This is a genomic window from Nocardia sp. alder85J (assembly GCF_020176955.2).
Classification (GTDB): domain Bacteria; phylum Actinomycetota; class Actinomycetes; order Mycobacteriales; family Mycobacteriaceae; genus Nocardia.
This window is the reverse complement of record NZ_JAIUCZ020000004.1, coordinates 146,493-160,521: the sequence shown is the minus strand read 5'-3', so window position 1 is coordinate 160,521 and position 14,029 is coordinate 146,493. Positions and strand designations below refer to the sequence as shown.

At 69.9% G+C, this 14,029-nt stretch carries 12 protein-coding genes; 1 reads left to right on the top strand and 11 read right to left on the bottom strand.

Annotated features, from left to right (window positions below):
* Window positions 1-112 precede the first annotated feature (112 nt).
* Window positions 113-1,219, top strand: coding sequence for an alkaline phosphatase family protein (locus LBW94_RS16695; protein WP_225061856.1), 1,107 nt, complete (start codon window positions 113-115; stop codon window positions 1,217-1,219).
* 3 nt (window positions 1,220-1,222) lie between these two features.
* On the opposite strand, the gene LBW94_RS16690 is transcribed toward LBW94_RS16695, so the two are convergent.
* The 11 genes from LBW94_RS16690 to LBW94_RS16640 form a co-directional block, all read right to left on the bottom strand.
* The gene (locus LBW94_RS16690; RefSeq protein WP_225061857.1) at window positions 1,223-3,250 is read right to left on the bottom strand and encodes an ATP-binding protein; all 2,028 of its coding nucleotides are present in this window, start codon (window positions 3,248-3,250) and stop codon (window positions 1,223-1,225) included.
* 297 nt (window positions 3,251-3,547) lie between these two features.
* Window positions 3,548-3,754 carry a cold-shock protein gene (locus LBW94_RS16685; protein WP_225061858.1) on the bottom strand — a complete coding sequence of 69 codons (207 nt, stop codon included), beginning with the start codon at window positions 3,752-3,754 and terminating at the stop codon, window positions 3,548-3,550.
* A gap of 578 nt (window positions 3,755-4,332) precedes the next feature.
* Entirely contained in the window at window positions 4,333-4,545 is a 213-nt protein-coding gene (locus LBW94_RS16680) for a cold-shock protein (protein WP_225061859.1), read from the bottom strand.
* A 123-nt stretch (window positions 4,546-4,668) separates the two neighbouring features.
* Complete coding sequence (gene iolD / locus LBW94_RS16675) at window positions 4,669-6,504, bottom strand: 3D-(3,5/4)-trihydroxycyclohexane-1,2-dione acylhydrolase (decyclizing) (protein WP_225061860.1); 1,836 nt, start codon at window positions 6,502-6,504, stop codon at window positions 4,669-4,671.
* A 53-nt stretch (window positions 6,505-6,557) separates the two neighbouring features.
* A complete protein-coding gene (gene iolB / locus LBW94_RS16670) occupies window positions 6,558-7,448 on the bottom strand; it encodes a 5-deoxy-glucuronate isomerase (RefSeq protein WP_225061861.1) in 891 nt (296 codons plus the stop codon).
* Between the two features lie 211 nt (window positions 7,449-7,659).
* A complete protein-coding gene (locus LBW94_RS16665) occupies window positions 7,660-8,553 on the bottom strand; it encodes an aldolase (protein WP_225061862.1) in 894 nt (297 codons plus the stop codon).
* A 297-nt stretch (window positions 8,554-8,850) separates the two neighbouring features.
* Window positions 8,851-9,843 (bottom strand): 5-dehydro-2-deoxygluconokinase, encoded by a 993-nt coding sequence (gene iolC, locus LBW94_RS16660; protein ID WP_225061863.1) that lies wholly within the window; start codon window positions 9,841-9,843, stop codon window positions 8,851-8,853.
* A 191-nt stretch (window positions 9,844-10,034) separates the two neighbouring features.
* A complete protein-coding gene (locus LBW94_RS16655; RefSeq protein ID WP_225061864.1) occupies window positions 10,035-10,817 on the bottom strand; it encodes an ATP-binding cassette domain-containing protein in 783 nt (260 codons plus the stop codon).
* Window positions 10,814-11,854 (bottom strand): ABC transporter permease, encoded by a 1,041-nt coding sequence (locus LBW94_RS16650; RefSeq protein ID WP_225061879.1) that lies wholly within the window; start codon window positions 11,852-11,854, stop codon window positions 10,814-10,816. The genes LBW94_RS16655 and LBW94_RS16650 overlap by 4 nt, the downstream gene beginning before the upstream one ends.
* A 23-nt stretch (window positions 11,855-11,877) precedes the next feature.
* Window positions 11,878-12,876, bottom strand: a complete 999-nt coding sequence (locus LBW94_RS16645) for a sugar ABC transporter substrate-binding protein (protein WP_225061865.1) — start codon at window positions 12,874-12,876, stop codon at window positions 11,878-11,880.
* A 12-nt stretch (window positions 12,877-12,888) separates the two neighbouring features.
* Window positions 12,889-13,800, bottom strand: coding sequence for a sugar phosphate isomerase/epimerase family protein (locus LBW94_RS16640; RefSeq protein ID WP_225061866.1), 912 nt, complete (start codon window positions 13,798-13,800; stop codon window positions 12,889-12,891).
* Window positions 13,801-14,029: the final 229 nt, after the last annotated feature.

Genomic DNA, 14,029 nt, shown 5'->3' with positions numbered 1-14,029 from the left:
CGCGGTGAACGCATGAACCCGATACGTCGGCGGCGTGCCGAAGGCGCGAAACCTTCGCGAACAGCCGCATTCCGCCTGGATACCGCCGCTTTCCGCAGGGCATTTTCAAGGTATGCCCCTCGACCGGCGCACCTTCTCCACCCTGCTGGCCACCGGACTGACGGCCGTCTTCGCGGACACCGTCGTCCCACGCGCGCGGGCGGTGTCCGGCGATCCGGCGGCCCCGGACACGGCCCGCCACGACCCCGGCGACGCGGTGAACAAGGTGGCCGTGATCGGTATCGACGGCTGTCTCTACACCGAACTGCTGGCCGCGGTGACGCCGAATCTCCAGCGCCTGGCGGCCGAGGGCACCCTGAGCCGGTATTCGCTCGCACCGCACACCACCATCTCCTGCCCGTCCTGGTCGGCGGCGCTGACCGGTTTCTGGGACACCCGCACCGGCATCTGCGACAACGACGGCAGCTGCCGTCCCGAGGTCTTCGCGACCTACCCGACGGTCTTCCATCGCGTAAAAACCGCCGCCCCGCACCGCAGGACGGCGTCGGTGGCGACGTGGGACACGATCAGCACGATCGCCCGGACCGGCGACCCGCACGCGGATGTGATCATCACCGCGGGCGCCAACCGCTACGGCACCTACGGCTGCGAGGCCGATGTCGACACCGCGACCGCGGCCGCGACGGTCGCCGAGATCACCGCGGGCACCGATCTGGTGTTCACCCACTTCGACCAGGTCGACATCGCCGGGCACACGCTGCGCGCGGCCAATCCGCAGGCGTACCGGGACGCCATCAGCCGGGTGGACGTGCTGGTCGGCGGGATCGTGACCGCCGTCGACACCCGTGCGCAGACCCACGGCGAACGCTGGACCGTCCTCGTCACCACCGACCACGGCCACAAACCTCAGGGCGGCCACGGCGGCCAGACCGCCTACGAGACAGCCAGTTTCGTGATCGCCCGCGGACCGGATCTCCCGGCGGGCCGGCACCACAACGGCTTCTCGCTGATCGACCTGACCCCGACCGTCCTCGACCTGTTCGGCCTGCCGCCGGTCCCCGAGCTGGACGGAAAGTCCTTCCGCACAGGCGGTTCCGCCGACCCCTCCCAGCCGGTACCCGATACCCCGGTCATCGGCCACCCGGCCGATCCGGCCACCACCCGGCTCACGGGCCTGCCCGTCCCGATCGACACCGGCTGCGTGATCCGGACGGCCTGACCCTCACCCGGCCCGCATGTCGCCCGGCGCGGAACGGTCCTCCTCCGAGCGCATCTCGTACACCCGCTCCAGGAAGTCGCGGTGCGCCCGCAGGGTGGAGTCGAGCAGTTCCCGCCAGGTGCGGCGGTCGATGCGGGCGTCGCTCTCCAGCGAGGAGCGCGAGGCCGGGCGCAGCCGGTCGATGTGGTCGACGATGAACGTCAGTCGGCGGCGCGGGAATTGGACGCCGATGCGCGGATTCTCGGTGAGGAAGGTGTCCAGCGCGTAGAGATAGTTGATGGCGCGGTTGTACTCCTCGTCGGTGAGGTGGTAGTCCATCCGCTTGATCTCCACGATCCACAGCTCGCCGGAGTCGTGCAGCAGCACGAAATCCGGTTCCCGCTTCTCGCTGCCGATCGAGGTGGTGGTCAGCGTGACCCCGAATTTCTGTGCGTACCAGCGCTCGAAGGCGGCCCGGACCCGCTTCAGCGATTCGTTCATCCCCAGCGGCGTCCATTCCGGGGCCAACAGCCACGGCGCCCGCTCGATCAACTCCTGGAACGGCCGCTCCAGCGAACGCCGGTCGTCGACGAGCCGGTGCAGCCGGCCCAGCACCGCGACCCGCTCGCCGGCGATCTGGCCCAGTGAGTAGATCTCCGCGACCCGGGCCCGCTCGAACAGCGCCACCACCGCGTCCATCCGGGGATCGGTCTCGTCGGCGATCTCCTTCAGGGTCTCCAGCAGGCTGCGCTGCGGGCCGAGCGACAGCGCCAGCCGCACAATGCTTTCCACGTGGCCCGGATCGTCGAGCGCGGCCCGGTCCTTGTTGGCCACCAGGATTCGGGCGGCGTCGACCACCGAATCGCGGAACATCCGGTCGCCGGGCGCGATCGCGTCCAGCGTCTGATGGATGTGCGACTTCTCGACGAACTCGTCCCAGACCCGCCGCCGGACCGTCCGCTCCCCCATCCGGCCGATCTCCCGGATCAGCTCGTGTCCCCACACCGCGAGCGCCTCGCCGCGCGGCGAATTCCACATGATGTCCTGGCGATCGGAGCGGACCAGATCCTCGTCGTCGTCGAGCCAGTCGACGTGGATGGCGCCCACCAGATAGGACCGCAGCTTGAACTCGCCGGTGAATCCGGCCGGAATGCCGAAGTCCCGGGTCTGCGCGACGATCTTGCCGCGCGCGTACAGCCGCACCCCGGCCATCGCCTCGTCCCGATAGGGCTGTTTGGAGTAGGCGACCCAGCCGGACACCGGCAGTTGCCCGCGGCCGTAGCGCACCGGCCGCTCCGCGACGTCGATGCGGGTCTCCTCCATGACGTCGACGGGCAGATCGCTGAGGGTGAAGCTCTCGCCGTCGCCCCCGCTGTTGCGGACCTCGACCCGCCAGTCCGGGCGTTCGATACCGAAACGCGCGGCCAGCTGCCGGTTCAGTTCCGGCCCGGAGTTCACCCGCTTGCGGAAGAACTCGCGCAGGATCACCGTGGTGCCGCGCTCGGCGGCGAAGGTGCCGTCGAGCGGCCCGATCGTCGGGAAGTAGTCGCGCTCGGTATCGGAGAGCATGTCGTGCAGATCCATCACGATGTGCGATACCGGCCAGCCCGCGGCGGTCTCGTCGCCGGGTTCGCTGCCCGCCGTGATCACCTCGATGGTGCGGCAGATGCCGAAGGCCGCCAGCTTCCCGATTCCCTTGCGGCCCATGACCGGTCGCTGCCGCTCCCGGGACAGATCGGAGCCGGTGCGCACCCGCCGGTCGGAGCCGACCATCAGATAGTGCGCGTTCACCTCGCCGGCAGTCATGCCGTGGCCGTTGTCGCGGACCTGGATCTGGTACTGCGGTTCCTCGGCCACCCGGACGTTCCCGGCGAGGGTGACACCCCACGGCAGGATCACCTCGACCACGGTGGCGTCGGCGTCGTAGGAGTTGGCGATCAGTTCGGCCAGCACCGCCGAAACCCGGTCGTAGAGTTTGATTCCCAGTTTGTCGATCGCGAGCCGGCTGACACGCATCGTGTACTTGTGATCGACATGCACGTCGCTGTCCATGTTTTCAGGTCTCCGCCCCGGTCGGGCAGCCGACGCTCAGCTACCGCCGAGCGCCATCCTCGTCCGCCGCGTTGACCAGGGCCTGAACAGCAACCGACCAGCCCGTCACAACCCGATCCCGGCACTCGGCGGATATCTCGAAACGATCACCGACCGTCCGGGACGACCGGCGGAGATTTCACGCCGATCGCGAGAAAACCTGTCTCGACCGCGAATTCGCGGTCATTTCGGTGGAGATGCGGCGGGCCCCGCGCCGTGAGGTGCGGGGCCCGCCGACCAAGTCGTGTGGATCGCCTGTCAGGCGATCACGCGGACCGCCTGAGCCTGCGGGCCCTTCTGGCCCTGCCCGATCTCGAACTCCACGCGCTGTCCCTCATCGAGGGAGCGGAAACCCGACCCGGCCACGGCCGAGTAGTGGACGAACACGTCCGGACCGCCGTTTTCCTGAGCGATGAAGCCGAAGCCCTTCTCGCTGTTGAACCACTTCACTACGCCTTGCGCCATTTCATACCTTCTGTAGAGCGAGCCCGACCGACCAACCTTCCGGGCGGTCAGGTCCCGATGCACTCCAGACTGCCACGCCAGTGACCACATCCGCCACAACTCCCCTCACCAGTGGTGGTTGCCGCGGGGGTGCCCCCCACCGATCACCGCCCCCACCAGCACGTCGTGATCACTTCGTGATTGTCATTACTCGGCGCTGTGAAAATTCTCCGAGAATGCTGCGAGCGAGCTGCGGAGAATTGTTTCCCGAGAAATGCAACCGGCCCCGGGCCGAGTCCGCCCGGGTCCGGTCGGCAGCCACCGCAGTGGGCCGTCAGACCAGATCAGTGACCGAGAGAGCCCGTCCGGAAGGTGTTCGCCGGGCCACCGAAGGCCGCGCCCAGGGGTGTTGAACAGGCCGTTCGCGGCTGCGCTTCCGGTGTCGATGACAACGGGGATCATGAAATACCTTTCGATCGCGCTGCCCAGATGAACCGGCCGACGTTCCGTTATATCTCGGGTTGATAAACACTCGTTACCCGGAATTGCGGAGAGGTGACCGATGCTACACTATTGCCCGGATTGTGTGCTAGGACACACTACAGGTCGAGCATAACACTCACATCGACAGCCTCGGGGCCCGCCTTCGCCCGGCGGACCTCGAACCGCACCCGCTGCCCCGCCACCAGGGAACGGAAGCCCGCGCCGACGACCGCGGTGTACTCGACGAAGACGTCCGGACCGCCGTCGTCCGCGGCGATGAACCCGAAACCCTTCTTACTGTCGAACCACTTGACCGTGCCGTGTGCCATTCGTCCTTACCTCTCGCCGCCCGCTCGCCGCCGATCGAACAGGCGCACCCGGCGAACGATAGCCAGACATCCGCCCGCAGTCCAGACGAGCCGGGCGGCGCTATTCCCCAGTGGCGCGGGCCTTTACCGGTACCGCCGCTGCGCCTGTTTACCGGCCTCGTGCTCGGTGCTCCCGGCCAGATGCTCGGGCACCCCGACCTCCCACCACGCACCGGTCTCGGTCCAGGTCGCCGGCTGGGTGCGGACCACCACCACCGCGGGCCGGGAGCCGGTCCGCGCCGCGACCCTGGCCTGCGCGAACGCCTCGTGGAACCCGACCAGATCGTCGGCGGTGAAGACCGCGCAACCCAGCGCGTGCGCGTGCGCGGCGAAATCCACCCGCGGCGGCACGGCATGGTTGGAGCGGCAATCGGCGTAGAAATTGTTGAACGGCACCCCGCCCTGTTCCTGCTGCAACCGGGCGATCACCGCGTACCCGCCGTTGTCGCAGACGACCGCCACCAACGGGTGCCCCGCGAAGGCCGCGGAGAACAATTCGGAATTCGACATCAGATACGAGCCGTCGCCGAGCAGGGTCGTCACCAATCCGCGCCGATGCGCAATGGCCGCACCCCACGCACCCGCCACTTCGTATCCCATACAGGAGAAGCCGTATTCGACATCCATGGTGGGCTCGCCACCGGTGGCCCGCCAGCCGCCGACCACCTCGCCGGGCAGGCCACCGGCGGCGCTCATCACATAGTCACCGGAGCCGCTGAGATCGTTGACGGCGCCGACGATCTGGGCGTAGCTGGGCGCCCCGGCCGTGGGGGCGCGCAATTTGTCGACGTACCCGTCCCATTCGGCGCGCAGCACCGCGGCGCGGTCGGTCCACTGCCGGTCGGCCTCCCAGCCGTCGAGCAGACCACCCAGATCCTGTAGCGCCGCATCGGCATCCGCGACCACCGGCATGCAGCCGTGCTTCACCGCGTCGAATCCGGCCGCGTTGATACCGATCAACTGCGCCTCGGGCGCGAACATGGTCCACGACGCGGTGGTGAAGTCCTGCAACCGGGTTCCGACCGCGAGCACCAGATCCGCCTCACCGGCAAGGGTGTTCGCCGACGACGATCCGGTGATGCCCAGCGGCCCGGCGTACAGCGGGTGGTCGTGCGGCACCAGGGTGCGCCCGGCGGTGGTCTCGGCGATCGGAATCCCGTGCCACTGGGCGAATTCCAGCGCGCGCGGACCGGCCCCGGAGTAGCGCACGCCCCCGCCGAGCACCAGCAGCGGCCGCTCGGACTCCCGCAGCGCCGCCGCGGCCGTGGCCAGCCGGGTGCGGTCCGCCCGGGGCCGGGCGATGCTGTGCACCACCGGCTCGAACAGCGATTCCGGGAAGTCGAACACCTCCACCTGCACGTCCTGCGGCAGGGCCAGCGTCACCGGCCCGGCGTCGGCCGGATCGGTCAGCACCCGCGCCACCTGCGGCAGCGTGGCCAGCAACTGCTCGGGCCGGGTGATCCGGTCGAAATACCGGCTGACCGGGCGGAAGGCGTCGTTGGCGGTGACGGTGGCGTCCCCGAAGGTCTCCACCTGTTGCAGCACCGGATCCGGCGCCCGGCCGACGAAGGTGTCCCCCGGAAGCAGCAGCAGCGGTAGCCGATTCGCGTGCGCCACGCCGGCCGCGGTGACCATGTTCAGCGCACCCGGGCCGATCGAGGAGGTGGCCACCCCGACCTGACGGCGGTGCGCGGCCTTGGCCAGCCCGACCGCGGCCAGCGCCATGCCCTGTTCGGTGTGCCCGCGCCATACCGGGATCAGATCGCTGCGCTCCTGCAACGCGGTGCCCAGGCCCAGCACGTTGCCGTGCCCGAAGATCGCGAAAACCGCCGGGAACAACGGGACTTCACGTCCGTCCAGAGTCTCCGAGTGCTGGGCGATCAGCCAGGCCACCAGTGCTTGCGCAGTTGTCAGTTCCATCTCGATCGCCCCTCGTGCTCCGTAACGGGTTCAGTGAAATCGACAGTGAGGTCTCACCGCACCCGGCCGGTGTGGTCGGTGACCGGGCAGCGAGGATCGGTCGCCTCGCCGGCCCAGCTGCCGCGCACCCAGCCGTGGGCGGGATCGTCGCAGAAGGCCATCGAACGCTGCGGCGCGGGACCGGCCAGCACGTTCAGGTAGTACATCGGATAACCCGGCGCCGCGACACACGGGCCGTGGTAGCCGCGCGGGATCAGGAACACGTCGCCGTCACGGACGGCGACGTTCTCGTCCACCTCGCCGTCGGCGGTGTAGGTGCGGTGCAGGCCGAAACCCGCTGCCGACGGGGTGATTCCGTCGGGACCGGCGATGCGGAAGTAGTAGATCTCCTCGTTGACGACCTCGCACTCGGTCGCCCGATCGTGCTTGTGCGGTGGATACGACGACCAGTTCCCGTCCGGGGTGAGCAGCTCGCAGGCGTTGAGTCGGTCGGCGTGCTCCCACACCCCGGGCACCCCGAAGTTGGCGACCTGCCGGGTGGCCCGGCCCGCACCCCGGACCTCCACCGGAACCGCTTCGGCGGGACCGTATTTCGGCTCCAGACGCCGGGTGCACCGGGCCGCGGGCAGCGCGATCTCGGCGGCGGCCGCGGCGCTGAGCTCCACCTCGGCGTCGCGCGGCACGTACGCGAAATCCGTCACCCGCGTGAACACCGAATCGCGCCCGGCCAATTCGAACACCTGCCCGTCCACCCGTACCCTGCAACCACCGGCCAGCGGCAGCACGAACGCCTCGCTGTCACCAGTGTGCACGATGCGTTGCTGCCCGGCTGCCAATCGCAGCACCCGCAATCCGGTGTAGGTCCATCCGGCGCGCTGCGGAGTCAACAGCACCGGGTCGTCGCCGTCGGCCAGGGTACCGGCCGGTCGATGCCACGAACTCATACCGGCCTCGCCTCCCTGCTTCCGACCCGACTCCCCAGGACCCGCTGCGGCCTGGGCATTTCAGCGCTTCGGCGCGGCGCCACGCGCCGTGGGCACGGCGGCTGCGGCGTCCGCGCATTCCGACCGAGAGCGTACCCGTCGCACGGCCGGCCCGCCGTCGCACCGGCGCGGTGGCCGGGGTTTCGCCATGGCATCGCCACGGTTGCCGGATTCATCGCGAATCGAGCAGCCGGGCGGCCGCGGCGACCGCGCCCGCGACGTCACCGTCGGGTGGATAGAGCAGCCCGCGGCCGACCACCAGCCCGCGCACCACGTCGTGGCCGAGCGCACCACCCCAGGCGGCCAGATCGGCCGCCGGATCGCCCGACGGCGCACCGCCCAGCAGCAGTACCGGCAGCGTGGTCGAATCGAGGACCGAGATATCTTCCGGCGCCGGTATTTTCAGCCAGGTGTGGGCACTGGTGACTCCGAGCCCCGAGGCGACGGTGACCGCCCGCCGCAACGCGGCCGAATCCTTGTGCATCACCAGCGATCCCGCGGTGTCGCGCCGATACGGCAGCGGCTCCACCATCGCCATCAGCCCGTGCGCGGCCAGCTCCGAGACCGCGCGGGCGCAGGCGTGCAGGGTGGGAATCGTCCGGGCATCCGAATCCACCAGTCGCAGCAGCATTTTGCCGCCGTCGAGCCGGAACCGCACCAGCGATTCGGCGTCGTATCCGGTGAACCGGTCGTCGATCTCCCAGTCCGCGCCGGCCAGCCCGCCGCGGTTCATCGAGCCGATCACGATCTTGTCGTCCAGCGCACCGAGCAACAACAGCTCCTCGACCACGTCCGGCGATCCGAGCACCCCGTCGACCGCCGGATTGTGCAGCGCGATCAGCAAGCGTTCCAACAGGGTTCGCCGATCGGCCATCGCCGTCCGATCCGCGCCGACCCCCAGCGCCCCGCGCGCGGGATGGTCCGCGGCCACCAGGAACAGGGTGCCGCGCCCCGACAACAGCCGCGACCGCCGCCGCCGATCGTCGTAGGCCCGCCGCACCGCGGCCGGCTCCTCCACCCGTACCCGCAGCAGCTCCCGCCACCGCTCGTCGGTCAGATACACCACACCTCCCACACCTCGGTCACGCTCCCGCCTGTCGATTCCACCGTCCGCCTGTCATCCCGCGCAGCAGATCTCCGGATCGTCCCGCGCCCGCCCGCCGACAGCGCCTGCGCAGACACTGCGACGGTCAGTGCCCGCCGGACCACCCGGTCGCCCGCCGCCGCCCTGTCCGATAGCCAGGTCTGGCACTGCGTGCCCGCCGTATCCATCCGCCACTCGGCCTGCGCTGCGCCGACCGCACCCCGTACGGGCACCACAACCGTCATCGCACCGGACCACTCGATCGCACAGCAGGTCTGCTCAGTCGCACAGCAGGCCCTCGATCTCGGCGGCGGTGGGCATGGCGTCGGCGCACGCGAGCCGCGAAGCCACCAGTGCCCCGGCCGCATTCGCGTACGCGGCCAGCCGCTGCGGATCCCAGCCCGCGAGCAACCCGTGCACCAGCGCACCACCGAACCCGTCCCCCGCGCCGAGCCCGCACACCACCTCGACGCGGCACGGCGGCACCGTCCAGCGCTCGGATTCGGTGGCGATGAGCACGCCGTCGGCCCCGCGCTTGACCACCGCCAGCCGCACCCCGCGGCCCAGCAGCCGGTCGGCCGCCGCGTCCGGATCGGCGGTGCCGACGGCCACCTCCATCTCCGCCCGATTGCCGACCACCACGGTGACCTGCTCGATCATCGCGCCGATCTCGCGACGCGCGGTCGCGGCATCCGGCCAGAACATGGGCCGGTAGTCGATGTCGAGCACGGTGTGCCCGCGCCGATCCCGGCGGCGCAGCACCTCGTGCTGGGTGCCGCGCGCCGGTTCGACACTGACCCCGGTGCCGGTGACCCACAGCAACGGCACCTGCTCGACCACCTGCCACGGCACCTCGTCCGGAGTCAGCGTGAGATCCGGCGCGATCGGCGACCGATAGAACAGCAGCGGCGGATCCGCAGGCGGATTCAGCTCGCAGAACACCACGGGCGTCCGAAGATCCGGCGCGGTCGACACATACTGCGGCGAAACCCCGAACTCCCGCAACGCCGTTCGCACATAGTCGCCGAACCCGTCGGGCCCGACCTTGGTCAGCACGGCGGTGCGCCGCCCCAGCCGAGCGGCGGCGACCGCCACATTGGTCGCGGTGCCCCCCAGCGACTTCGCGAACGTCCGCACCCCCGCCAGCGGCACCCCGCTCTGCTCCGGATAAAGATCCACCCCGACCCGTCCGATCGTCAGCGCCTCCAGCCCGGCAGCACTCGCGTCCTCCCGCGCGGCAGCCGCCGTACTGCCCGGCACGGCAGCGCTCATGCCCTCCGACACCGCAGCAGCCGCCTCCTCTCGCACGGCAGCGCTCACACCCGCTGACACAGCAGCATCCGCGTCCTCCCGCACGGCGGCACCCATCCCCGGCAGCACACCGTCGCGCCCGACTTTCCCTGCGGCATCACGTGCGACCTGTTGTGGCACGGCAGCACCCGCGGCCGGCGGCGCAGCCTCGCTCACCCCCGCACCACCCGCTGCAATTCGTGCTGCAACGCTTCCAATTCTGCACCTCCGGCCATCTGCCGGGTCAGCTCGTTCACGTCGATCTCGGATTTCCGATAGGAGCCGAGCATCGCGCCGCGCTCCAGCAGCAGGAACCGATCGCCGACCGGATAGGCGTGGTGCGGATTGTGGGTGATCAGCACCACGCCCAGCCCACGGTCGCGCGCCTGCACCACGTAGCGCAACACCACCCCGGCCTGTTTCACACCCAGCGCGGCGGTCGGCTCGTCGAGGATCAGCACCTTCGCCCCGTAGTGGACAGCGCGGGCCACCGCCACACACTGCCGCTGCCCGCCGGACAGCGTGCCCACCGGCTGCTCCAGATCGGCGATCTCGATCCCCATGTCCGACAGCGCCTTCCGTGTGGTGCGCAGCGCACGGGCCCGGTCGAGCACCCGGACCGGCCCGATCCCCCGGGTCGGCTCGGCGCCGAGCACGAAGTTGCGCCACACACTCATCAGCGGAACCACCGCGAGATCCTGGTACACGGTGGCGATTCCGCGATCCAGCGCCTCCCGTGGCGACCCGAACCGCACCACCGCACCGTCGACCCGCAGCTCACCACGATCGTGCCGGTGCACCCCCGAGAGGATCTTGATCAGCGTCGACTTCCCCGCCCCGTTGTCGCCGAGCACACAGGTGACCTCGCCGGGCTCCACCACCATCGACACATCCCGCAGCGCCACCACACCGCCGTAACTCTTTCCGACACCAGAGGTCTCGATCAGCGCGCTCACCGACGCACCCTTTCCGCTCGCTTGGCGAAGGCGTTGTTCACCAGCACCGCCGCCAGCAACAGCACGCCGAGGAACAGCATGAACCAGTCGTTGTTCCAGCGCGCGAACACGATTCCCTGCCGCGCCATCCCGAAGATCAGCGCGCCGAGCGCCGCCCCGAGCACCGAGCCGTAACCACCGGTGAGCAGGCAGCCGCCCACCACGGCCGCGATGATGTACTGGAACTCCAGCCCCACACCCTGATTCGCCTGCACCCCCGCGAAGCGCAGCACATTCATCGAGCCGACGATCCAGCCCGCGCCCGCCGTCGTCATGAACAACAGGATCTTGGTGCGCACCGCCGGGACGCCGACCGCCCGCGCGGCGGACAGCGATCCGCCCACCGCGAAGGTCCAGTTGCCGAACCGGGTGCGCAGCAACACCACGGCCGCGATCGCGGTGAGCGCCAGCCACCACAGCACCGAGCACTGGTACGCGGTACCGCCGAGGTCGACGGTGGACGCGAACACCGAACCGGCCGAGGAGTATCCGGCCGCCGACCGCATCCCCGAGACCTGCACGGTGCCGGTGAGCTGCCGCGTCACGCCCAGGTTGATGCCTTGCAGCGCAAGGAATGTCCCGAGCGTGACGATGAAACTCGGCAGGCCCGTGCGCATCACGAGCCAGCCGTTGAGCGCCCCGACCGCCAGCGCGAACAGCAGCGACACCGCCAGCGCCGGCCACACGTTCCACCCGGCCCGCGTCGCCAGCAGCGCGGTGACCAGCGCGGTGGAGGCGGTCATCACCCCGGCGGACAGATCGAACTCGCCGCCGATCATGAGCAGCGCCACCGCCACCGCCATGATCCCGAGCGTCGAGGCGTCGTCGAGCCAGGTGGCCACGCCGAGAGCGCTGAGGAATCGGCCGGTGAACAGCGAGAAGAAGACGAAGACCAGCAGCGCGCCGAGCGCGGCCCCGATCTCCGGCCGCGCGAGCAGCCGGCGTGGCGACAGTCCGCGTCCGGTCCGCGACGGCGTGTCGGTGGTGGCGACGGCCATGATCGTCACGTCCTCCGGGTGCGTCAGCGGGTGCCCTGGCCGATGAGCTTGGCGATGGCCTCGACATTGCTCTTGTCCACGAACGCCGGACCCGTCTGCACCGGATTGCCGCCGCCGAGCGTATCGGCGTTCGACTTGTACAGCTGCAACATCACGATCGGCAGGTAGCCCTGCTCGTACTGCTGCTGGTCGATCGCGAACAGCAGGGTGCCCGCCCGCAGCGCGTCCACCACATCGCTGTTGAGGTCGAAGGTAGCGACCGCCGCCTTGGAGTGCGCCTCCCCGGCCGCCGCCACCGCCCGCGCGGCGATCTGCGAGTTCAGCGTGAGCACGGCATCGATGGCCGGATCGGATTCCAGCGCGCCCTTGATCCGGGCCTGCGCGTCGGTCGGATTGCCGATGTCGACCTGCAGGGTGGTGGTGGCGCCGAAGCCCTGGGTGGCCCCGGCGCAGCGCTGCGCGGCGCCGACATTGCCCGCCTCGTGGATCACGCAGAGCAGCTTGGTCTTTCCGGCGTCCTTCAGCCGCTTCCCGGCCTGCGTGCCGGCCAGTTCCTCACTCTGCCCGACGTGCCCGATGGCGCCGAACGCGGCACTGGAGGATTCGCCGGAATTGATGGTGACGACCGGGATCCCGGCGGCGACGGCATTGTGCACCGAGGTCTGCAACGCCTGCGGATTGGCCATCGACACCACCAGCCCGTCGACGTGCTGCGCCACCGCGTTGTCGATCAGCTCGGCCTGCTGCGCCGGATCACCCGAGGCCTGATAGTCGACGTGCACGCCGAGATTCTTGCCCGCCGCCTCGGCGCCGTTCTTGACGACGTTCCAGAACGCGTCGCCGGCGCTGCCGTGCGTGACCACCGCAACGGTGCCCAGCTTGCCCGCGGCCGCGGGCGCCGGCGTACCCGACTGCGCCGCAGGCGATTCGGAGGCGGGCCCGCTGCACGCGGCGAGCAGTGCGGCGGCCGCGATCCACGGCGCCAGGCGCCGCAGGCGGCGCGGGTGCGACTTCGTTGTCATGATTCCTGCTTCCTAGCGATATTCCAGTGGTCGGAGGCCACCGTGCCGCCGGTCCGGCGACAGATATCGCAGGCTGCGCTCGGCGTCACGACTCGGACCGGACGCCGGGTCACCGGGTGCCAGCGCCGTGTCCTGTTCGATCACGTACCAGCCGCGATATCCGGCGGCCGTGGTGGCCGCCACGATGGCGGCGATGTCGATATCGCCCTCGCCCAGCGGCGGATACAGTCCGGCCCGCACGGCCCGGCTGTATTCGATTCGGCCGGAACGGATCTCGTCGGCGACCGCGCGCCGGACATCCTTCAGGTGCAGATGCCCGATGCGGTCGGCGTACCGGCGGGCCAGCGCGACCGGATCGGCGCCGCCGATGAGCAGATGACCGGTGTCCAGGCAGAGGTCGACATCGCTGCCGGCCAGGAACCACTCCACCTCGTCCGCCGTCTCCACGTGCGTGCCGACATGCGGGTGCAGCACCGTGCGCAACCCGTGCGCCCCGGCCAGGTCGCGGACGGCGGCGGCACCGTCCAGCAGCGCCCGCCGGGCCGCCGCGTCGAGCGGGGTGCGGGAGTCGTACCCGGGTGTACCGGTGGCGGCGGCCAGCACCAGCACCTCGGCACCCGCGGCGGCGAACATTGCGGCGGTGTGCCCGGCCGTATCGAGCAACCGGGCCCGATCGCGGTGCAGCGGCAGCGCCAGGAATCCGCCCACCGCGCCGAGACCGTGCCGCCCGAGCAGGGCGCGCCGGGCGGCGGGATCCTCGGGCAGATACCCCGGCGGCCCGAATTCGGTGGCGGTGAAGCCGAGCGCCGCCATCTCGGCCAGCACGGTGTCGGCGTCGAGAACGTGCCCCCAGCCGGGAACCTCGCACACTCCCCAGGAGATCGGCGCGGCGGCGATGCGCAGCGGATGCGGCAACTCGATCATCGGAATCTCCGGCCTGTCGATGCCAACTGACATATCCCCGTCATTGGAGCGCTCCAACTATGTAACCTGGATCACGTCGATGTCAAGGGTCGGCGCGGGTTCGATGATATGCCCTCTACCTCGAATGATAGTTTCCTCCCTGGGAAAATGACGAGTATTTTCGTGGTTGATTTGTCCGATTGGAGCGCTCTATTGAGCGCCCCGGCGCGGACCGGTAGCGTGACCGCCG